Here is a 19,993-nt window from a genome sequence, read left to right on the forward strand (position 1 = left end):
CCACGGTCTAAGCTCGGCGAGGTGTTCACCCCGCAAGGTCCCACCCTCCGCGAACTGACCGTGCAGGCCCTCTCGTCGATCGAGCACGGCTACGACCTGCTCGCGCCCAAGTTCGACCACACGCCGTTCCGGACCCCGGACGCGATCCTCGAGGCGGTGGGGAAGGCACTCGCGCCGATGGGGCCGTTCGCCACGGGGCTCGATCTCTGCTGCGGTACCGGCGCGGGCACGGAGGTCCTGCGGGAGCTGTGCCGGGAGAGCGTCACCGGTGTCGACATCAGCACGGGCATGCTCACGGTCGGACGCTCGCGGCTCGGGGGCGCCGGTTCGCCGTCCCCGGCGGGCGGGGACCCCGCACCGTCGGTCGCCCTCGTACGCGCGGACGCCCGCGCCCTGCCCTTCGGGCCGGTGTTCGACCTGGTCGTGAGCTTCGGCGCCTTCGGCCACTTCCTGCCGCGCGAGCTGCCCGGCCTGTTCTCCGGCGTCCATGACGTCCTGCGCCCCGGTGGACGCTTCGCCTTCCCGGTCATGGCCCCGCCGCGGCCCGGTTCGCCCGGGTACTGGGCCCTGCTGGGCTTCGACACGGTGATGCGGGTGCGCAACGCCGTCCGGCGCCCGACCTTCGTCATGTACTACCGCACGTTCCGGCTCGGTGACGTGGAGCGGGAGCTGACGCGGGCCGGGTTCCGGACGGAACTGCACGCGCTGACCGGGTTCGGCCGCGGGCGGGACGGCAGTCCGCGGGCCCGGATGGTCGTGGCCACGCGCGCGGACCGCCCGGACCCTACGTCGCCGCCGGCAGCGTGAACTCGTAGACCAGCGCGTCCTGCCGGGCGTCCACGGTCAGGTCGGTGATCTCCAGGGGCCGGTCGTACTGGTCGTGCACGCGCCGGGTGACCCGCACCGACTGGGGGAGCCTGGTGATGGCGTCCCGGTGGTGCAGGGTCAGGCCCGCCTTGCGCATCCAGTCGTAGGCGCGTGACAGCTGCGCCGAGGAGTGGCCGTTCGCGCGGTCGCGGTAGCGGGCGAGCTCCTCCACCTCGGTCACGGCGACAGCGGAAAACGATGTCACGGCCGAGCGCAGTCCGCTGCCGTCGGCCGCGGCGGACTCGTAGCGGTGGACCAGTGTCGCCCGCAGCGGGGAGAGTCCGAGGGCCTCGGCGTGCTCCGGCGAGGGCGTCTCCCAGGTCACGGTGGCCCGCCGGCATCCGTCGGGTTCGCCGGTGTGCGCGCCGACGGGGAAGTCGAGGGACGGGACGTGCTCGGCGCCGGTGCCGGACAGCGTCGCGTGACTGCCCCGCCGGTCGGTGGAGACCTGGCCGTCGCGCCGCAGCATGTTCAGCGCCTGCCGTACGGTCTCCCGGCTGACGCCGAAACGCGTGGCCAACTCGCGTTCCCCCGGCAGGCGTTCGCCGGGCGGAATGGTCCCGTCGCGCAGCTCGCCGAGCAGCTGTGCGGCGATCCGCGCGTAGAGCGGTTCGTGGTCGGACGGATGGGTGGTGCGGGCCATGACCGCGCCTCCTGGATGGTGACAAAAAGTAGCCGTGTGAGCTCGGTGCGCCACCACATCTAGCATTGGTCTAAACCAGCAGGAAAGGGTGTTCGGAGACTTCGGCCGATTCCGGTCCGCGCTCCCGCCCGGCGCGGGCCGGGACCGGGGCGTGCGGGCCCGGGTGCCGACGGGTGCCGACTCCCTTGGGCCGACTGCGATGCGCGGACCCGCGCGGCTCGTCGCCCACCTCGACCGGACCGTGTTTCCGGGCCGCCCGGATCGTGAGACCCGCCGGACCCGCCGTGTCCGAAAGTTCTCGGCCTGTGTATACGAGCCGTCGGCCCGTGCGCTCGGCCGGAGAGGGGTACGGAGAAGCGGACGTCGGTCGTGTCCGTCGCGGACCTCAGACCCGGGCGGGCAGCCAGCGCAACTGCGCGGCCTGCTGGTAAGGGCCGCCGCCCTCGTGGTCGTTGAAGTCGTACACCTCGATCTCCTTGTCCTCGTTCGCCCAGGCGTTGAAGGCCGCGAAGACCGTCGACGGCGGGCAGGTCTGGTCCTCCAGGCCCGCGGAGAACAGGGCGGGTGCCCGGCCGCGCGCCGCGAAGTGCACCCCGTCGAAGTAGGAGAGCGTGCGCCGCACCTGTTCCGCGCGGCCGCGGTGGGTCTTGAGGTAGTTGCCGATCTCCCGGTACGGGGCGCGGTCCGTGAGGACCATGGCGCGCGGGAAGTCGCACAGGAACGGCACGTCGGGGGCGATCGCCGCCAGGTCGGGCACCAGACCGCCGACGGCGAGGGTGATACCGCCGCCCTGGCTTCCGCCGAGCGCCGCGACGCGCCCCGCGTCCACCAGCGGATGCGAGCGCGCCGCCTCCACCGCGCGCACCGCGTCCGTGAACAGCCGCCGGTAGTAGTAGGTTTCCGGGTCCTCGATCCCCCGTGTCATGAACCCGGGGAAGGCGGGCGCGCTGCCCACCGGGTCCGGGGTCTCGCCGCCGCCCCACGCGCTCGCCTGGCCGCGCGTGTCCATCACGAAGTGCGCGAAGCCGGCCGACGCCCACAGCAGGTGCGTGTGCGGGAGCCCGCGTCCGCCGCCGTACCCGATGAACTCGACGACCGTGGGCAGCGGTGAGTTCGCCCGGGCCGGCACGGTCAGCCAGCCCTTGATCGGATGCCCGCCGAACCCGGCGAACGTGACGTCGTGGACCGTGACGGTCTTCAGCGGGGTCCCGGCCGGCTCGAAGCGGGCGGCGAGGTCGTGCTCGCGGGCCTCCTGGAGGGTCTTGGCCCAGAAGGCGTCGAAGTCCTCGGGCTCGGCGGACGCGCTGCGATAGGTGCGGAGTTCGTCGAGCGGGAGGTCGAACAGGGCCATCGGGGACCACCTTTCGGCACACGGACGCGGGCGATCACACCGTACCCGCGCCCGGGGACCCGCCAAGGCCGCGCCGGGAACGGCGAGACCCCCGGCCGGCACCCCTACCCGAACCGCTCGATCCGGATCCTGTCCACCGGCTGCCCGGCCTCCACCAGCAGGCGTGAGGCGTGCTCGGCGAATCCGTTGGAACCGCAGACATAGGCCTCCCATCCACCGGGCGGCTGCTCGGCCAGGAGGGCCGCCACATGTGCGGCGGTCATACGTCCGACGGGCACACCCTCCGGGGCCGCACGGGTGAACACAGTGGTGGTCTCGTCGCCGTACTCCCGCGCGTAGATGAGCTCCTCGGGGCTGCGCGCGGACACCAGCAGGTGCAACGGCACGTCGAGGGAGCGCGCGCGGTGGTGCCGCAGCATCGCCATCAGCGGTACGACACCGGAACCGGCGCCGACGAGCAGCGCCGGCCGGTCCCCGGGCCAGGCGAAGAAACCGCTGTTCGGGCCGCGGACCTCGACGGAGTCGCCGGGTCTGGCCACGGTGTGGAACCAGCCCGAGACCTCACCGCCGTCGACGTGGTCCAGGGTCAGTTCGATGTGGCCGGTGTCGTCGGGCGCGGACGCGATGGAGTAGTGGCGCTGCGCCACGTACCCGTCCCCGGCGGTGAGCCGCAGCATCAGATGCTGGCCGGGCAGATGCCCCTCCCACGCGGGCACGGCGAACCGGAACGTCGCCGCCTGCGGGGTCTCCCGGCGGATCTCGGTGAGCGTGGCGGTCTGCCAGACGGTGGCCGTCCGCGTGGTCACCGCGATGCGTCCGGGCACGGCGAACCGCGTCGGCGGCACGAAGGTCGTGGTCGTGGTCTCAGTCACCGGAGTAACGCTGCTCTTCCCAGGGGTTGCCGCGGGCGTGGTAGCCGTTCTGCTCCCAGAATCCCGGCTCGTCGTGGTCGAGGACGCGGATGCCCGCGATCCACTTGACGCTCTTCCAGAAGTACAGGTGGGGCACGATCAGCCGCGCCGGACCGCCGTGCTCGGCGGGCAGCGGGCGGCCGTCGTACTCCCACACGATCCAGGCGCGGCCACCGGTGAGGTCGGCCAGCGGGAGGTTCGCGGTGTACCCGGTGTGCGCGTACGCGACCGCGTGGGTGGCGGCCGGGTCCGGCCGTACGGCCTCCAGGAAGGTGTCCAGGGACACACCCCCGAACCGCACCCCGAACTTGGACCAGCTCGTCACGCAGTGGATGTCACCCGCGTACGACGAGGGCGGCAGCGAATGCGCCTGCTCCCAGTCCCAGGCCCGCGGCTCGGCCACCAGGCCGTCGATCCGCAGGGTCCAGTCGGCGGGCGCCAGGTCGGGGGTCACCTCGGCGGACAGGACGGGCCAGTCGTCGCCGGCGTCGTACTGGCCGGGCGGCAGTCCGGCGTTGTGGACGCGCGGGCGGCCGGTGAAGCCTCGCGTGACGTTCATACGGGTGGTGCCTCCAGGACCGCGGGGACGACGGCCCGCGGATCGAGCGTGGTCGCCAGGACGACGGCCCGCTGATCGAGGGCGACGGGTACAGGTACGGGTACGGACACGGGCCGGTGTCCCGGGCGCGCACCGCTGCTTGACCATTCAACGGTACGCGCCCGTGGATCGTGCTCCGAGCCGATGCCCGGCGCCGGCCATTGCGTACGTATGAACTCTCCCGCGGTCCGGGAATAGCCGCGCCCCGGTCCTCCTTGATCTTGGAGGCGACTCCGGTGGGCAGTGCACGCGCAACCGGTGAGCGGTGTCACCGTGAGGGGTGACCCGGTGAGGGAGAGCGAGGGAGCAGATGACCGAGGCGTACGTCTCCACACGGTTCGAGGGCCCGGAGACACAGGAGATGTCCTTCGGCCGTCACCCTCTCGACAACCCGGCGCTCGCCTCCCTCACCGGGCCCCACGCGCACTTCGCCGAACGACGCGGACGCGTGCTGCGCTACCCCGTGGACGTGTCCCCGTGGCTGGCGCTGCCCCACGACCCAGGTGCCGCCGACTGGGCGGACCTCGCGGCTCTGGTGGGCCCCGGAGGCGCCGCTCCGCTGGCCGGTTTCGACGGGCCGTTCCCGGACGGCTGGGAGATGGTCCTCGACCTCGCCGGTGTCCAGCTCGTGGACGACGGGCTGGACGCGGCGCCCGACGCCGAGGCGGTACGGCTCGGGCCCGCCGACGTGCCGGAGATGCTGGACCTGGTGGAACGGACCCGGCCGGGGCCCTTCGAACAGCGCACCGTCGAGCTCGGCACGTACCTCGGGATCCGCCGGAACGGCGCCCTGGTCGCCATGGCCGGCGAGCGCCTCCACCCGCCGGGCTGGACCGAGATCAGCGCGGTCTGCACGGACCCGGGCCACCGCGGCGAGGGACTGGCCACCAGGCTGGTCCTGGCCGTCGCCCACGGGATCAGGGAGCGCGGTGAGACCCCGTTCCTGCACACCGCCGCGAGCAACACCGGCGCCGTCCGCCTCTACGAGTCGCTGGGATTCCGGCTGCGCCGCACGGTCCGCTTCATGGCCGCGCGGGTGCCCGAGCACCTGGGCGCCGACAGGACCGCGGACGCGGGCTGACATCGCGCGGGAGTGCCGAACGGGGGTGCCGCACGGGTGCGCCGCACGATCGGACCGGCTTGGTCGGACCGGTCCGACCGGTCCGCTCCGATCGGACCGGCCTTGGTCGGACCGGTCCGCTCCGGCGCCGCCGCCCGGCGGCTCCCCGTGGACCTGCCCGGCGCGTGGTCGCGCGGCGGCCGTCCGCCCGGCCCCGTCCGCTGATCGTTCCTGTAGGGTGGCCGTCCCGGCCGAGGACCGACTCGGCCGACGCGTAGCCGAGGAGGTGAGACCCATTACCGCTGTGTCAGGTCGGGTGCTCTCCTCTCCAGGCCACGCGGCCGCCGTCTGACGGCGGTCGTGGGAGCGCCCTTCGGATCGTCGAAAGGCCCTCGGCTTCATGCCTCCTCTCTCTCCTGATGTTCCCGGCGCGGTGGACCCCGTGGTCGCCGCGCTCCGTTCCGCCGGCTGTGTCTTCGCCGAGGACGAGGCGGAACTGATCCGCTCGACCGCCCGCACCCCGGACGAGGCCGCCGCGATGGTGGACCGGCGCGTCGCGGGACTGCCCCTCGAACACGTCCTCGGCTGGGCCGAGTTCCACGGTCTGCGCATCAGCCTCGACCCCGGCGTCTTCGTGCCGCGCCGCCGTACTGAGTTCCTGGTCGAACAGGCCGTCGCGCTCGCGCACGGCGCGTCCCTCGTGGTGGACCTGTGCTGCGGCTCGGGCGCGGTCGGTGCCGCCCTGGCCGCTTCCCTCGGCGGCCCCGAACTGCACGCCGCCGACATCGACCCGGCCGCGGTGCGCTGCGCCCGCCGCAATGTCGCGCCGTTCGCGGGCCGGGTCCACGAGGGGGACCTCTTCGCGGCACTGCCCACCACGCTGCGCGGCCGGGTCGACGTCCTGGCCGCCAACGTGCCGTACGTCCCGACCGGCGAGGTCGGCCTGCTGCCGTCGGAGGCCCGGGACCACGAACCCCTGGCCGCCCTCGACGGTGGCGCGGACGGACTCGACCTCGTGCGCCGCGTCGCCGACGAGGCGCCGCGCTGGCTGGCCCGCGGCGGCTGCCTCCTCGTCGAGACGAGCGAGCGCCAGGCACCCACGGCCGTCGAGGCCTTCGCCCGCGCCGGACTGATCGCGCGGCTCGCCGTCCCGGAGGAGAGGTACGCCAACGTGGTGATCGGCGTGAAGCCCTGACCCGGCGGGCCGGACGCGGGCGACATGCCGCGTTCGGCCCCAGGTCGGCCGATCGCCCCGCCCCGCGCGCCACACTCCGACCGACCGCAGGTGTCAGAGGGAGGCCCGGACATGAGCAGCACCCCCGAGAAGTTCGACGCGTGGGACATCAAGGAGTCGGGGCCCGCCGACGCGGACAGCCGCGTCCTGCTGCTGCCCGGCGCGATGTGCGGAACGGCGTTCTACGACGACCTGATGGCCGCGCAGCCGCTTGCCGCCGCGCCGGTGCGGCTGGTGGCCGCGACCCTTCCGGGGCACGCGGGCACCACGCCGCCGCGCGATCTCTCCATGGAGAACTACGCGGCGCTGGCGGGCGCCCTGGCCGCGGAGCGGGGCTGCGGTGTCGTGGTCGGCCACAGCTTCGGCGCCAATGTCGCCCTGGAGATGGCGGCCGGAGGGCATTTCACCGGACCCCTCGTCCTGCTGTCCCCGACGTTCTCGGCGTCCGACGAGGACAAGGCGCTCACGATCGCCAACGGCCTCGGGAGAGTGCCGGGCATCGGGGCGCTGACCTGGATCGGCATGGTCAGGGCGACACCGCGGGTCGTGGGGCAGATGCTGCCCCCGGACCGCCGCGAGGCGCTGGGTGCCGACCTGGCGAAGAACGATCCGGAGTTCTGCCGCCACGTGATCCGGCACTACTTCGACTACCTGGACCGGTACGGGAACCTGGTCCCCCGGCTCCGTGACGCGGGTGTGCCCGCCTGGGTCGTGCGCGGCGACCGGGACGAGGTCGGCCTCACGGACGAGGAGCGGGCCGGGCTGGAGGCCGCCCCCGACGTGACGATGGTCGCGGTCCGCGACGCGGGCCATGTGGTGATGGTCGACCAGCCGGAGGCGGTCGCCGCCCTCGTGACCCGGGTGGCCCTCGGCTGACCCGCCTCCCAGCCGGCCACGGCCGGTCGCGCTGGGCCTTTCCCGCGCTCCCGGCCGAGTGATCCTCCTCATTGTGCAACTAGTTGCATAACGCGCGGCCCGTCGTCTACAACAGACGTACGACACCGCGCACGGAGGGCCCGATGAGCCGTTACCCGCACCTGCTGAACCCGCTCGACCTGGGCTTCACCACCCTGCCCAACCGCGTGCTCATGGGCTCCATGCACGTGGGCCTGGAGGAGGCCGAGCGCGGCTTCGAGCGCATGGCGGAGTTCTACGCCACCCGCGCGCGAGGCGGCGTGGGCCTGATCGTCACCGGCGGCATCGCGCCCAACGACGCCGGACGCCCGTACGAGGGCGGCGCCAAGCTGACCACCGAGGCCGAGGCCGAGCAGCACGCCGAGATCACCGCCGCGGTGCACCGCGAGGGCGGGAAGATCGCGATGCAGATCCTGCACTTCGGCCGGTACGCCTACCACCGGGACCTGGTCGCCCCCAGCGCGCTGCAGGCCCCGATCAGCCCCTTCGTGCCGAACGAGCTCAGCGACGCCGAGGTCGAGCAGACCATCGAGGACTACGCGCGCGCCGCCCGTCTCGCCCGGCGGGCCGGTTACGACGGCGTCGAGATCATGGGCTCCGAGGGCTACCTCATCAACGAGTTCATCGCCCTGCAGACCAACCGGCGCGACGACCGCTGGGGCGGCTCGTACGAGAACCGGATGCGCTTCCCCGTAGAGATCGTCCGCCGCGTCCGCGAGGCCGTCGGAGACGACTTCATCATCATCTACCGCCTGTCGATGCTCGACCTGGTGCCCGGCGGCTCCTCGCTCGACGAGGTGATCACGCTCGCCAAGGCCGTCGAGGCCGCCGGAGCGACGATCATCAACACCGGCATCGGCTGGCACGAGGCCCGCATCCCCACCATCGCGACCTCGGTGCCGCGCGGCGCCTACGCCTGGGTGACCAAGAAGGTCATGGGCTCCGTCTCGATCCCGCTGGTGACCACCAACCGCATCAACACCCCCGAGATCGCCGAGCAGTTGCTCGCCGACGGGCACGCCGACATGGTTTCCCTCGCCCGGCCGATGCTCGCCGACCCCGACTTCGTCGCCAAGGCCGAGGCCGGACGCCCGGAGGCCATCAACACCTGCATCGGGTGCAACCAGGCATGCCTCGACCACACCTTCAGCGGCAAGATCACCTCCTGCCTGGTCAACCCGCGGGCCTGCCACGAGACCGAACTCGTCCTCGCCCCGACCCGGCTGCGCAAGACCGTCGCCGTCGTGGGCGCGGGTCCCGCCGGACTCGCCTGCGCCGTCAGCGCGGCCGAACGCGGCCACGACGTCACGCTGTTCGACGCCGCGGACGACATCGGCGGCCAGCTCAACGTGGCCCGCAAGGTCCCCGGCAAGCAGGAGTTCGACGAGACGATCCGCTACTTCCGCACCCAGCTCGAACAGCACGGCGTGGACGTCCGGTTGAACACCCCGGCCACCGTGGAGACGCTGGAGACGTACGACGAGGTCGTCGTCGCCACGGGCGTCACCCCGCGCACTCCGGAGATCGAGGGCGTCGACCACCCGAGCGTCGTCGGCTACCTCGACGTGCTGCGCGACGGAGCCCCGGTCGGCGACCGCGTCGCCGTCCTCGGCGCCGGCGGCATCGGCTTCGACGTCGCCGAGTTCCTCACCGACAGCGGCGACAAGGCGAGCGAGGACCCGGCGACGTACTTCCGGAGCTGGGGCGTCGACATGGACTACCGGGCACCCGGCGGTCTCGGCGCTCCCGAACAGCCCACCCCGCCGCGCACGGTGCACCTCCTCCAGCGCAAGGCGTCCAAGGTCGGCGCCGGACTCGGCAAGACCACCGGCTGGATCCACCGCACCGAGCTCAAGCACCGGGGCGTCACCATGGTTCCCGGTGTCCAGTACGACCGGATCGACGACGCCGGACTGCACGTCACCGTCGACGGGCACAGCCAGGTCCTGGAGGTCGACACGATCGTGCTGTGCACCGGACAGGAGCCGCGCCGCGACCTGTACGAGGCGCTGCGCGCCACGGGCCGGAGCGTCCACCTCATCGGCGGCGCCGACGTGGCCGCCGAACTGGACGCCAAGCGAGCCATCAAGCAGGGCACGGAGCTCGCGGCGGCGCTCTGACGTCCGGCGCCGGACGCGTCTTCCGCGGCGGAGTACAACCGTTTCGCTGTGTCGCGTGTCACATCAGGCAGGAGCAAACGCCTCCAAAGATCACAAGGGGGAAATATGGGATTCAACCGTTCCGCCCTGATGGCCGGCACCTTCGCCGCCCTGTTGGTGGGCGCCACCGCCGCGCTGGCGGCGCCCGCCTCGGCCGCACCCAACACCACTCCGCAGAAGGTCTGTGGCAGTGCCTACAAGACCGTGAACTCGGCGCCCGTCGGCTCCCTGGGCACCGTCTACCTCACGTACAACTCCTCGAACGGCAAGAACTGCGTCACGACCATCCGCAACAGCCCGGGCACCGCCGTGGAGATGTCCGCATGGGTCTACATCCCTGACACCGGCCTGAACGACGACGACTTCGGCCTGTACACGTCGTACGCGGGACCGACGTACGTGTACGGCAAGGGCCACTGCGTGGACTGGGGCGGCCAGATCAAGAACGTGTACACGCAGGTGTCCGGATCGAACTGCGGCGCCTTCAAGGAGCAGCGGGTGACCTTCACCCGCTGACCCGCCGCTCCGTAAGACCGCCGGGAGCCGTCCGGCGGACGCGCGGAGACGCCTGACCCGGCTCGCCCCGGCGGACTCACCGAGTTCCGCCGGGGCGAGTGTCCCCGCCGCGGGTCCCGCGGGGTGCGGCCGCTCACCGGGCGGCTCCCGTGACGCTCCCTAGGATGACCTCATGTCACTCCCGCACGCGATCCTCACCGCCCTGCTCGAGAAGCCCTCGTCGGGCCTCGAACTGACCCGGCGGTTCGACAAGTCGATCGGCTACTTCTGGTCGGCGACGCACCAGCAGATCTATCGCGAGCTGGGAAAACTGGAGACCGAGGGATACATCAGGGCCCTGCCCCCCGAGCAGCACGCCCGGGGCCAGAAGAAGAGCTACGAAGTCCTGCCCGCCGGCCGCGCCGAACTCGCGCGCTGGACCGCCGCCTCGCAGGACCCGAAACCGCTGCGCGACACGATGCTGCTGCGCCTGCGTGCCGCGGCCGTCGTCGGCACCGAGGGCGTCGAGGCCGATCTGCGCCGCCATCTGGCGCTGCACCGGCACCAGTTGGCCGAGTACGAGGAGATCCAGGACCGGGACTTCCCGCCGGGGAAGAGCACGCCCGAGGACCGGCTGCGCCACCTCGTCCTGCGCGCAGGCATCGACCTGGAGACCTTCTGGACCCAGTGGCTGACCCACGCCCTGGCTGAGTTCGAGAGCATGCGGGCGGACGACTGAGCGGCGCGCGGGGCCGAACCCGGCACAAGGCGGCCGTCCCCGGCCGGAGCCGGTGAAACGGCCGTCCCCCGCGACGGACTCCCGGATCAGAGCCGGTGGGGCTTGGAGCGGCGGCGCAGGAACCAGACCGCGGCCACCGTGCCGGTCACGACCAGGGCCCCGCCGCCGACGACCGTGGCCGTGCCGTAGTCCTTCACGGCTCCGCCGAGCCCGCCCATGACGCCGCGCGACGGCGACGGGGAGATCGTCGTCGAGATCGTGGGGGTGGCGGACGTCGTGGGAGTCGAGCCGGCCGCGACGACGATCGCCTGGGTGCCCGCCGTCGTGCCGTCCTGGCAGACGACGATGACCGTGTACGTTCCCGGGCTCACGCCGGTCCAGGCCGCCGACTGGTTGTCGCTCGTCCCGGTGAGCGGCATCTGCCGCCCCTGGGCGAAGTTCGTCTGGCCGCTGGAGAGCAGCGAGGCGTTGCCGAAGCTGCTCCCGTTGCTCGGGCAGGCGCTGGTGGTGACCGAGACCGCGCTGCCACTGGTGCTCACGGAGATCCCGGAACCCCAGGCGACGGCCGCCGGGGCGGCCAGGGTGAGTGGAAGCGCAGTGGTGGCGGCCACGGTCAGGCCGGAGCGGAGAAGTCTCTGAGTGGTACGCATAGGAACTGCCCTCCAGCGGCACGGTTGGCGGTACATCCCATGCGCCGCCGAGGATTGGAAGGCCCGTGCTGCCTCAGTGCGAGCCAATGCGTCCCGGCCGGGGCCCGCATGCGGACGGGGACCGGGCAGGTGACGGATTCCATCGTCCGGCGGACTGCCGGCGCGAAGGCCGGCGCGAGGACCGGCCCGTGGTGCGGGAACGCGTACGGGACCTGCGCGGGACCCGCGCGGCGGGCGGGCGGTGGCGGGTCACCGGCCCGTCGTCACGGAGCGCTCCGCGGACGGCGCGCCCCACGTGCCGTCGGGCAGCTTCGCCCGGATCCGCACCCGGTGCGTCACGTCCGCCTCCCGGCCGATGTAGAAGCTGTGGGTGCAGGTGCCGCGGGGAGGACTGCCGCCCCAGACGAGCGAGGTCACGGCACGTCCGTCGAGCCGGATCTGGTACTCCGTGATCACTCCGTCGACCTCGGGCGCCGTCCACGCCAGGTCGATGTAGTACGCCCCGTCGCGCAGGCGGGTCGTCGCCCGGAAGCCGGCCGGTGCCGTGCTCCGGTCGTCCGCCGGGCCCGCGGCGGTGGTGATCCGGACGGGGCCGCTCGACGGCGAGACGTTGTCGGCGGCGTCACGGGCCCGCACGGTGAACACGTAGGCCGTGCCCGGCCGCAGCCCGGTGACGACGGCGGCCGTCTGTGCGCCCCCCACGCTGTGGATCTTCGACGTGCCCTGGTAGATGTCGTACGACGCCACACCTTGAGCGTCCGAGGACCCCGTCCAGGAGAGCTGGACCGCACGGCCGCCGACGGTCCTCCCGCGCGGGCCGCCGGGGCGGGTGGGCGCGACGCGGTCGGCCGCTGCCGCCGCCGGGGTGGTGGCCCGCGCCGGCCGGCTGAGCGGGCCCGGGACCCCGTCCGCGTTACGGGCCCGCACCCTGAAGACGTACGAGGTGGACGGTTCGAGCCTGGTGATGTCCACCATGTGCTCTGAACCGGGTACTTCCTTGACCTTGGTGGTGCCGCGATATACCTCGTAGCGGGTGATCCCCGGGTCCTCGGCGGCCAGGTTCCACATGACGTGCACGCTGGTCGAGCTGCCCGCGGCGGCGGTCACGCCCGTCGCCGCGGCGGGCACCCGTTCGCCCTGCCCGGACGCCGGGGCGCCCCACCCGCAGGAGGTGAGCGCGAGCAGCGCACCGCACACCAGGGCGGGCGGAACGGTGAGGGGAACGCGTCGCACGGGTCTGCCCTCCCTCGACGGGATTGGTCTGTACCTATAAGACACGGGTGGCGCGGTCACATCAAGAGGGTGGGCGCCGTTGACCGTGCCTTCGCGCGGATACGTATGCTGATCCCGACGTGGTGTGAACTCGCCCCGCTGTCAGGGGAGTTCCTGCCCGCGGCGCGGAACGCTGTCGTCGCTGATCCCGCGCCGACGCGTACGGCCGGGCGGCCTGCGCCGGGTGCGGCTCGGGTCCCCGGCCGTGCGGCGCCCGCGGACACGGCCGTGCACCGTCCGGCCCCCTCCCGGTGGACGCGCCGCCAAACCCCCACCAGATTTGGGCAAATGAGCGTCCATGTCCCCCAGGAGAGGGTCTCCCATCGTGCGTGTCCAGTCGCTGACGCTGGCCGGGGTCGCGGTGGCCGCCCTGCTCGCCTCGGCCCCGGTGGTGCTGTCCACGACCGCCACCACGGGCCGTCCCGGAAGCCCCGCCACCCCAGCCCGCGAGGGCTCCGTCCGGGCCGCCGACCTGCTGGCGAAACTCGGTGGTTGCGCCCCCGTCTCGCACGGGCGATACCGCAGCGACGAGGGAACCCGTGCCGACATCCCGGTCTGCGGTACCCCGGACGCGGTCTTCTGGACGGCCGACATGGACATCGACTGCGACGGCAGGCCGGGCCCGCTGTGCAACAGCCGCACCGACCCGCTCTTCTCCGAGTCCACGGCCTTCCAGCAGCCCGACGGCCGGTACCTGAGCGCCGAGACCCTGCCCTACATCGTCGTACCGGCACCCGGCGACATCTGGAACTTCCGGGACCACGGCATCGGACCCGGCTCGGTGGCGGCCGTGATCTACCGGGACCGCGTCCAGTACGCCGTCGTCGGTGACGTGGGCCCGGAGGGCATCATCGGCGAGGCCTCGTACGCGACGGCCGCGAGACTCGGGATCCGCCCCGATCCCCGTGGCGGCGGCGCCCCTTCCGGGGTCACCTACCTCGTGTTCAAGGACGCCCGGGTGTCACCCATCCAGGACCACGCCGCCGCGGCGGCGGCGGGGGAGCGGCTGGCCCGCAGGTTCCTGGGCGAGGGCTGAGGGCGAGGGCCAGAGCCAGGACCGGGCCGAGGACGACGCCTCGCGCCGTCGCGGTACGGCTTGTCGGCACTGTGTGTTGGCACTGTGTGTCGGCACTGCGTGACGGAAAGTCTTGGGAGGCTGCGGAGATCGCTACACTCGCCGCAGCCGCAGTTCCGGGCGGCATCCGCGGACGGACCCAGAACCGAGGAGTCACCAGTGCCGGACGGTGCGATCGGCGAACACCCCGGACGAGGCCGCGGACGTACCGGACGGCCGCCGCTCACCGACGAACGCAAGGCCCGGATCCGGCTGGAGATAGCCCGTGCCGCGGTGGAACTGTTCGTCGACCAGGGTGTCACCGCCACCACCGGGGAGCAGATCGCCCGGGCCGTCGGCCTGTCCACACGGACCCTGTGGCGCTACTTCCCGGGCAAGGAGAGCTGCGTGAGCCCGCTGTTCGCGGCCGGGATCGACGCGGTCGCCGCGGCGTTACGGACCTGGCCCGCGGGCGCTCCCCTGGAGGACGCGCTGGAGCGGGTGTCCACGAGCGGCGAGGGCCCGCTGGTGAGGCCGGAGCCGCCGAGGGTCCGTACGCTGCTGAGGCTCACCCGCACCGAGCCGGGACTGCGCGCCGTCTGGCTCCAGGCCCACGACGAGGCCGAGCCGGTGTTCGCCCGCGCGCTCGCCGACCGGGCCGGTCTCGGCGCCGTCGATCTGCGCTCGGAGATCCAGGCCGCCATGCTCAACGCGGCGCTGCGGACGGCGGTCGAGCACTACGCCTGGCGCACGGACGAAGCGGAACCCGATCCCGCGACGGCCCGGTCGGAGCTGGCGGCGACCATCCGGTCGGCCCTGGGTGTCGCGGCGAACGGGATCACCTGACAGGGCCCTCGCGTTCCCCGGCCCCGTACGATCCGGCGCCCGCTGCCTCTGGGCCCTCCGGCCCCGGTTCGTCCCGGCGGCCGCACCGTTCGCCCCGACCGCCTGCCGGTTCTCACGCCTGCCGGTCCTCGCGCTCTCCGTTTCTCACACCTTCCGGTAGGTGTACGCCTCCGTCGCCGCGGCCTCCACCGCCGCGAGGTCGGCGCCCGTCGAGGCCGTGACGACCGCGGCCACCGCCCCCTCGACGAAGGGGGCGTCCAGCAGCCTTGTCCCGTCCGGGAGTTCATCGCCCTCGGCGAGCAACGCCTTGACGGTGAGCACCGCACTGCCCAGGTCGGTGAGTACGGCGACCCCGGCGCCGCGGTCCACGGCGGCCGCGGCGGCGGCGATGACGTCCGCGCTGGTGCCGAGCCCCCCGTCCAGGGTGCCGCCCGCCGGCGCGACCGGAGCGAGTGTCCCGCCACCGGCCAGGCCCGTCGCCAGTTCGGCGACGGACGCGGCGACGGCGGCGCTGTGCGAGACCAGCACTATGCCGACGCGTCGTTCCTCGGTGTCACTCACCGGCCGCCTCCACGAGTGCCGCGATCAGCAGCGCCGAGGACGTGGCGCCCGGATCCTGGTACCCGATGCTGCGCTCGCCCAGATAACTCGCCCGCCCCTTGCGGGCCTGCAGGGGCGTCGTCGCCACGGCCCCCTCCTCGGCGGCGGACCTCGCCGCGGCGAACGACCCGGTGAGCGCGTCGACCGCGGGCACCAGAGCGTCGATCATGGTCTTGTCGCCGGGCGCGGCTCCGCCCAGCGCCATGACCGCGTCGACGCCGGTGCGCAGGGCGTCCGCGAACTGCTCGTCGGTGACCTCGGCGGCGTCCCCGAGCGCCTTGCCGGTCCGGCGCAGCAGGGTGCCGTACAACGGCCCGGACGCACCGCCGACCGTCGAGATCAACTGCCTTCCGGCGAGCGCGAGAACGGCACCGGGGGTGTCCGGGTCCTCCTTCTCCAGCGTGGCGGTCACGGCGGCGAACCCGCGCCGCAGATTGCTGCCGTGGTCGGCGTCACCGATCGGCGAGTCCAGATCGGTGAGCCGCTCCGCCTCACGGTCCACCGAGGCGGCGGTCGCCGTCATCCAGCGGCGGAAGAAATCGGCGTCGAGCACGGAATCTCCTTGCGTGGTACGGAAGTTGACCTGTCTGTCGGCCAGGAGCCCATGGGCCGGGTGCCGTTGCGGCCGTTCCCGGTACGCCGACCCCGTTCACACGCCCCAGCGCAGCGCCGGCGTCTTCACCGGCGCGTCCCACAGGCGCAGCAGGTCCTCGTCCACCTCGCACAGGGTCACCGAGGCGCCCGCCATGTCGAGGGAGGTGACGTAGTTGCCGACGAGGGTGCGCGCCACGGGGACGCCCCGCTCGATCAGCACGCGCTGGACCTCCGCGTTGAAGCCGTACAGCTCCAGCAGGGGAGTGGCGCCCATGCCGTTGACGAGGAGCAGCACCGGATTGCGCGGGAAGAGGTCGTCCAGGACGGCGTGCACCGCGAAGTCGGCGATCTCGCGCGCCGTCATCATCGCGCGCCGCTCCCGGCCCGGCTCGCCGTGGATGCCGACGCCGAGCTCGAGCTCGCCGGGCGGCAGGTCGAACGTCGGGCTGCCCTTGGCCGGGGTCGTGCAGGCGCTGAGCGCGACGCCGAAACTGCGGGACTTCTCGTTGACCCGGCGGGCCAGTGCCTCGACCACCTCCAGGGGCGCGCCCTCCTCGGCCGCGGCGCCCGCGATCTTCTCCACGAACAGCGTGGCGCCCGTTCCGCGTCGGCCGGCCGTGTACAGGCTGTCGGTGACCGCCACGTCGTCGTCGACGAGGACCCTGGCGATCTGGATGCCCTCGTCCTCGGCCAGCTCCGTCGCCATCTCGAAGTTGAGGACGTCGCCGGTGTAGTTCTTCACGACGAACAGCACGCCCGCGCCGCTGTCCACGGCCGCCGCGGCCCGCACCATCTGGTCAGGAACCGGACTCGTGAAGATCTCGCCCGGGCACGCGGCCGACAGCATCCCGGGGCCCACGAATCCGCCGTGCAGCGGCTCGTGCCCGGACCCGCCGCCGGAGACCAGGCCCACCCTTCCCGCGACCGGGGCGTCCCTGCGTACGATCACGCGGTTGTCGACGTCCACCGTCAGCTCCGGATGGGCCGCCGCCATACCCCGCAGCGCGTCCGCCACCACCGTCTCCGCCACGTTGATGAGCATCTTCACGGGTACCTCCGGTGAGATTGACAGATGGGCTTCTGATCTGTGTTTTCCCTGGTCAAGTCTGGTGCGGATAGTTTTTTGATCTTGGCGCTTCATGCCGCTCGCCGTCGGACTCCGGCAGTACTGATGCTGACCCGATGCTGACTTTCGTGACGGCCTGTCGGATGCGTGGAGCGGTCGGACGGGAGCCGGCGGGAGCGCCGTCCCTTGCAGTATTGACCTTGCGGCAGCGAAGGTCACGCGCGCGGACGCTCAGGGATGCACGCGCGTACTCGGACAGCTCTCCGCTGTCCGCGTTCGGGGTGGGGGCAAGCCGGACCGGATCCCGGAAGATGATCGACTTCTGGCGTGTGCGGACTGCCTGGCGTGACTCTATTCGGCCACTGGTTTGACTGTCCGTGCCTGGTGTCAGCGGTTCGTGTTTGGAACCGAGCGGCAGGCGGGCCTGCAGGGTCAGCGTCGAGAGACCGCGGAGCTGGGGCGGCCAGGGCGCGAGCGGCTGCGGCCAGGGGGCGCCGGGTGGGCGCGGAAGGCTCGGCTGCGACCCGCTCAGGGGCTAGCCGGAGAAGGAAGCGGATGTAGGCGACCATGCCGAGTACTTCGGCAAGGGGCTGGGTGACAACGACGGCCACGGCGACCTTCGGACATGCGTCAGGGCGGTGTGACCGGGGAGTTGCTCGTCGCGCCGACGAAAGCGATCGCCTGGTGCCGGAGGTGTCGGGGCGTGGTGAATGCGCGCACCCGCCCCGGTGGCCGAGAACCTCACCGCAGGTGGCGGTGATCGCGGCAGGGCCTCTATCACGGTAAGCCCAGTGTTTACTGCGGCAGTCTGGGCGACCTGCCGCTCTCAGGTTTGATCGAGCATGGTTTCGAATTGGATGTGCCGTTGCCAGGTGCGATGGATCTGCGTTGGGACTGAGTGCGGAGCGTTCGACGGCCTGGCCCGGGCGCCGTGGGCGGAGACCCCGCCGCCGGCCGCGTACATCTTCCGGGCCAGGGGAAACGCCGCATGTCGGCCGCCTTTTGCATGCGACCAATCCGCAGTCTGTGTGGCCCCGGATTGCACAGGGACGTTCCGTCCTGTCACGTACACAGGAGAACTGTTGTGAAGGAACCGGTACGCATCGGCGCGAGACTGTCTGTGAAACCTGACCTGCAGCGTCTGCTGCAGGAGGTGGCGCTGGGTGACCAGGAGGCATTCGCCGCGGTCTACGACGCTGTGGCCGGTTCCGTTCTCGGGGTGGCCCGGGCTGTTCTGCGTGATCAGGCGCAGTCCGAGGAGGTGGCACAGGACGTGCTGGTGGAGGTGTGGCGCACGGCTCCGCGCTACCGGCCCGAGAGGGGCACGGCGATCAACTGGATTCTCACCCTCGCTCACCGGCGGGCTGTGGACCGGGTGCGGTCGGTGGAGGCGGCTGCGGCCCGTGACACCAAAGCCGCTCTGCTCGATCATCAGCCTGCGTACGACCAGGTGACCGAGGAGGTCGAGAGCCGGCTGGAGCAAGAACAGGTACGGCGCTGCCTGCGTTCCCTGACCGAATTGCAGCGGCAGTCGGTCACTCTCGCGTACTACCGCGGGCTGACCTACCGGGAGGTCGCCGAGGCGCTGGCGTTGCCGGTCGGGACGGTCAAGACGCGTCTGCGCGATGGGCTGATCCGGCTCCGTGACTGCCTGGGGGTGACCGCATGACTGCGACCGATCTGCACGCGCTGACTGGCGCCTACGCGGTGCACGCGCTGCATGGCGGGGAACGTGCCGCCTTCGAGCGTCACCTGGCCTCGTGCGATGCCTGCGGACAGGAGGTCGCGGAGTTCACGGCCACTGTCGGACGTCTGGCCCGGGCCTCCACGGTGCGCACGCGCCCCGTCATGCGGGAGGAGGTCCTGCGGCGCATCACCACGGTGCGCCAGGTGCCGCCCGGTGTTGCGGCGTTGGAGCGGGTACGCCGTGGCGGGCGGGACGGGTGGGCCCCGGGACGGTGGGCGCCGGCTGCCTGTGTGGCCGCCGCAGCCGCCGCAGCAGCTTTCGGCGGTACCGCCGTATGGCAGTACGAACGCGCGCAGGGCGCTCAAGTCCGGGCGGTGCGGGCGGAGCGGCACGCTGAGGACGTGGCGGGAGTGCTGGCCGCGCCTGATGCCAGGTCGCGTTCGGTGAAGGTGGCGGGCGGTGCGGGCACGCTGGTGGTTTCCGCCGTCCGCGACCGGGCCGTGTTCGTGGTCTCCGGGATGGCACCGCCGCCGCGGGGCAAGGTGTACCAGCTGTGGTTCGCCGACGGCGGGAGGATGCGTTCGGCCGGGTTGATGGAACCCGGCCGCAGCAGCCAGGCCGTGCTCATGCGGGGGGCGGTCGACGGCGCCTCGGACATCGGCATCACGGTGGAGCCGGCTGGTGGATCGAAGCGGCCCACCTCGGTACCGATCGCCCTGCTCGGCGTTCCGGCGTAGACACCTGCCGGGGCGTGTACTGGGCCGCCTGTACCGGTAGGGACACCAACCACACCAGGGCTCCCTGCAGCAGGTAGACCATTCGCAGGGCGTACAGGTTCCGGCTGCCGCGCACGTGGGCCGGCAACGCCTCGTAACGAGGGTTTTCGCCGTGGCCGCCGGCCCGGCGAACGAGGTCACCGGTCCTCCGGATGCCGGTACCAACTGGCCGTCTCCGCCCCCGTCAGGCCGCGCTGTCCCCCGTGGCCTTGGGCCGTACGGCCAGGAACTGGTCCACGCCCGTGCGTCGCTCCTCGAAGGCCAGGGTCGCGCCGACCAGGCACAGCCACCATACGCAGGCCGTCTCCTCACCGGCCAGCCGGACGAAGTCGTCCCAGCGTTCCTCCAGGAGGCGGTGCCAGGCGTTGATGGTGCGCACATGGTGCTCGCGCAGCGACTCCACCGAACGGACTTCCAGGCCCGCCGCCTCCAGCAGGTCGGCGGTCTCGCCCACCGGTCGTATGCGCGTGTCCGGA

At 72.4% G+C, this 19,993-nt stretch carries 22 protein-coding genes; 11 read left to right on the forward strand and 11 right to left on the reverse strand.

Annotation, left to right across the window (positions count from 1 at the left end):
* Positions 1 to 21: 21 nt before the first annotated feature.
* Complete coding sequence (locus tag ACFW6B_RS11560; RefSeq protein ID WP_386594549.1) at positions 22 to 807, forward strand: class I SAM-dependent methyltransferase; 786 nt, start codon at positions 22 to 24, stop codon at positions 805 to 807.
* Here the strand turns inward: ACFW6B_RS11560 and ACFW6B_RS11565 are convergent.
* The 4 genes from ACFW6B_RS11565 to ACFW6B_RS11580 form a co-directional block, all read right to left on the reverse strand.
* Positions 785 to 1,510 (reverse strand): GntR family transcriptional regulator, encoded by a 726-nt coding sequence (locus tag ACFW6B_RS11565; RefSeq protein ID WP_386594551.1) that lies wholly within the window; start codon positions 1,508 to 1,510, stop codon positions 785 to 787. The genes ACFW6B_RS11560 and ACFW6B_RS11565 overlap by 23 nt on opposite strands.
* Positions 1,511 to 1,895: 385 nt before the next feature.
* A complete protein-coding gene (locus ACFW6B_RS11570; protein WP_386594552.1) occupies positions 1,896 to 2,861 on the reverse strand; it encodes an acetylxylan esterase in 966 nt (321 codons plus the stop codon).
* 104 nt (positions 2,862 to 2,965) lie between these two features.
* The gene (locus tag ACFW6B_RS11575; protein WP_386594554.1) at positions 2,966 to 3,733 is read right to left on the reverse strand and encodes a ferredoxin reductase; all 768 of its coding nucleotides are present in this window, start codon (positions 3,731 to 3,733) and stop codon (positions 2,966 to 2,968) included.
* Positions 3,726 to 4,331: a sulfite oxidase-like oxidoreductase gene (locus ACFW6B_RS11580; RefSeq protein WP_386594557.1), complete on the reverse strand. Its 606-nt coding sequence runs from the start codon at positions 4,329 to 4,331 to the stop codon at positions 3,726 to 3,728. The genes ACFW6B_RS11575 and ACFW6B_RS11580 overlap by 8 nt, the downstream gene beginning before the upstream one ends.
* Positions 4,332 to 4,731: 400 nt before the next feature.
* Between ACFW6B_RS11580 and ACFW6B_RS11585 the strand changes: the two genes are divergently transcribed.
* From ACFW6B_RS11585 to ACFW6B_RS11610, 6 genes are all read left to right on the forward strand, one after another.
* On the forward strand, positions 4,732 to 5,451 hold the full coding sequence (locus ACFW6B_RS11585; RefSeq protein WP_386594662.1) for a GNAT family N-acetyltransferase: 720 nt from the start codon (positions 4,732 to 4,734) through the stop codon (positions 5,449 to 5,451).
* Between the two features lie 379 nt (positions 5,452 to 5,830).
* A complete protein-coding gene (locus ACFW6B_RS11590) occupies positions 5,831 to 6,625 on the forward strand; it encodes a putative protein N(5)-glutamine methyltransferase (RefSeq protein WP_386594559.1) in 795 nt (264 codons plus the stop codon).
* Between the two features lie 111 nt (positions 6,626 to 6,736).
* Positions 6,737 to 7,540 carry an alpha/beta fold hydrolase gene (locus ACFW6B_RS11595; RefSeq protein WP_386594561.1) on the forward strand — a complete coding sequence of 268 codons (804 nt, stop codon included), beginning with the start codon at positions 6,737 to 6,739 and terminating at the stop codon, positions 7,538 to 7,540.
* Between the two features lie 143 nt (positions 7,541 to 7,683).
* A complete protein-coding gene (locus ACFW6B_RS11600) occupies positions 7,684 to 9,699 on the forward strand; it encodes an FAD-dependent oxidoreductase (protein ID WP_386594563.1) in 2,016 nt (671 codons plus the stop codon).
* A gap of 105 nt (positions 9,700 to 9,804) precedes the next feature.
* Positions 9,805 to 10,254, forward strand: coding sequence for a spore-associated protein (locus ACFW6B_RS11605; protein ID WP_386594565.1), 450 nt, complete (start codon positions 9,805 to 9,807; stop codon positions 10,252 to 10,254).
* 172 nt (positions 10,255 to 10,426) lie between these two features.
* Positions 10,427 to 10,972, forward strand: a complete 546-nt coding sequence (locus ACFW6B_RS11610) for a PadR family transcriptional regulator (RefSeq protein ID WP_386594567.1) — start codon at positions 10,427 to 10,429, stop codon at positions 10,970 to 10,972.
* Between the two features lie 86 nt (positions 10,973 to 11,058).
* Here the strand turns inward: ACFW6B_RS11610 and ACFW6B_RS11615 are convergent, their stop codons facing one another.
* Positions 11,059 to 11,622 carry a hypothetical protein gene (locus tag ACFW6B_RS11615; protein ID WP_386594570.1) on the reverse strand — a complete coding sequence of 188 codons (564 nt, stop codon included), beginning with the start codon at positions 11,620 to 11,622 and terminating at the stop codon, positions 11,059 to 11,061.
* A gap of 249 nt (positions 11,623 to 11,871) precedes the next feature.
* Entirely contained in the window at positions 11,872 to 12,855 is a 984-nt protein-coding gene (locus ACFW6B_RS11620) for a fibronectin type III domain-containing protein (RefSeq protein WP_386594572.1), read from the reverse strand.
* A gap of 364 nt (positions 12,856 to 13,219) precedes the next feature.
* Here ACFW6B_RS11620 and ACFW6B_RS11625 point away from each other — a divergent pair, with 364 nt between their 5' ends.
* Positions 13,220 to 13,930 carry a glycoside hydrolase family 75 protein gene (locus ACFW6B_RS11625; protein WP_386594574.1) on the forward strand — a complete coding sequence of 237 codons (711 nt, stop codon included), beginning with the start codon at positions 13,220 to 13,222 and terminating at the stop codon, positions 13,928 to 13,930.
* Between the two features lie 198 nt (positions 13,931 to 14,128).
* On the forward strand, positions 14,129 to 14,794 hold the full coding sequence (locus tag ACFW6B_RS11630) for a TetR/AcrR family transcriptional regulator (RefSeq protein WP_386594576.1): 666 nt from the start codon (positions 14,129 to 14,131) through the stop codon (positions 14,792 to 14,794).
* 144 nt (positions 14,795 to 14,938) lie between these two features.
* On the opposite strand, the gene ACFW6B_RS11635 is transcribed toward ACFW6B_RS11630, so the two are convergent.
* The 3 genes from ACFW6B_RS11635 to dhaK all read right to left on the reverse strand — a co-directional run bounded on the left by ACFW6B_RS11635 (position 14,939) and on the right by dhaK (position 17,036).
* A complete protein-coding gene (locus ACFW6B_RS11635; RefSeq protein WP_386594578.1) occupies positions 14,939 to 15,355 on the reverse strand; it encodes a PTS fructose transporter subunit IIA in 417 nt (138 codons plus the stop codon).
* Positions 15,348 to 15,947 carry a dihydroxyacetone kinase subunit DhaL gene (dhaL, locus tag ACFW6B_RS11640; protein ID WP_386594580.1) on the reverse strand — a complete coding sequence of 200 codons (600 nt, stop codon included), beginning with the start codon at positions 15,945 to 15,947 and terminating at the stop codon, positions 15,348 to 15,350. The genes ACFW6B_RS11635 and dhaL overlap by 8 nt, the downstream gene beginning before the upstream one ends.
* Positions 15,948 to 16,043: 96 nt before the next feature.
* Positions 16,044 to 17,036: a dihydroxyacetone kinase subunit DhaK gene (gene dhaK, locus ACFW6B_RS11645; RefSeq protein ID WP_386594582.1), complete on the reverse strand. Its 993-nt coding sequence runs from the start codon at positions 17,034 to 17,036 to the stop codon at positions 16,044 to 16,046.
* 1,102 nt (positions 17,037 to 18,138) lie between these two features.
* On the opposite strand from dhaK, the gene sigK reads away from it, so the two are divergent.
* Together sigK and ACFW6B_RS11655 are read left to right on the forward strand one after the other, a co-directional pair.
* Complete coding sequence (gene sigK, locus ACFW6B_RS11650) at positions 18,139 to 18,723, forward strand: ECF RNA polymerase sigma factor SigK (protein ID WP_386594584.1); 585 nt, start codon at positions 18,139 to 18,141, stop codon at positions 18,721 to 18,723.
* On the forward strand, positions 18,720 to 19,478 hold the full coding sequence (locus ACFW6B_RS11655) for an anti-sigma factor domain-containing protein (protein ID WP_386594587.1): 759 nt from the start codon (positions 18,720 to 18,722) through the stop codon (positions 19,476 to 19,478). Before sigK ends, ACFW6B_RS11655 begins: the two co-directional genes overlap by 4 nt.
* Here the strand turns inward: ACFW6B_RS11655 and ACFW6B_RS11660 are convergent.
* Positions 19,405 to 19,671 carry a DUF1295 domain-containing protein gene (locus ACFW6B_RS11660; RefSeq protein WP_386594664.1) on the reverse strand — a complete coding sequence of 89 codons (267 nt, stop codon included), beginning with the start codon at positions 19,669 to 19,671 and terminating at the stop codon, positions 19,405 to 19,407. The two genes, ACFW6B_RS11655 and ACFW6B_RS11660, sit on opposite strands and share 74 nt — an antisense overlap.
* Before the next feature lie 30 nt (positions 19,672 to 19,701).
* The gene (locus tag ACFW6B_RS11665; RefSeq protein WP_386594589.1) at positions 19,702 to 19,971 is read right to left on the reverse strand and encodes a class I SAM-dependent methyltransferase; all 270 of its coding nucleotides are present in this window, start codon (positions 19,969 to 19,971) and stop codon (positions 19,702 to 19,704) included.
* Positions 19,972 to 19,993: the final 22 nt, after the last annotated feature.

Origin of the sequence: Streptomyces sp. NPDC058751, from assembly GCF_042746485.1 — a bacterium.
Lineage (GTDB): Bacteria > Actinomycetota > Actinomycetes > Streptomycetales > Streptomycetaceae > Streptomyces.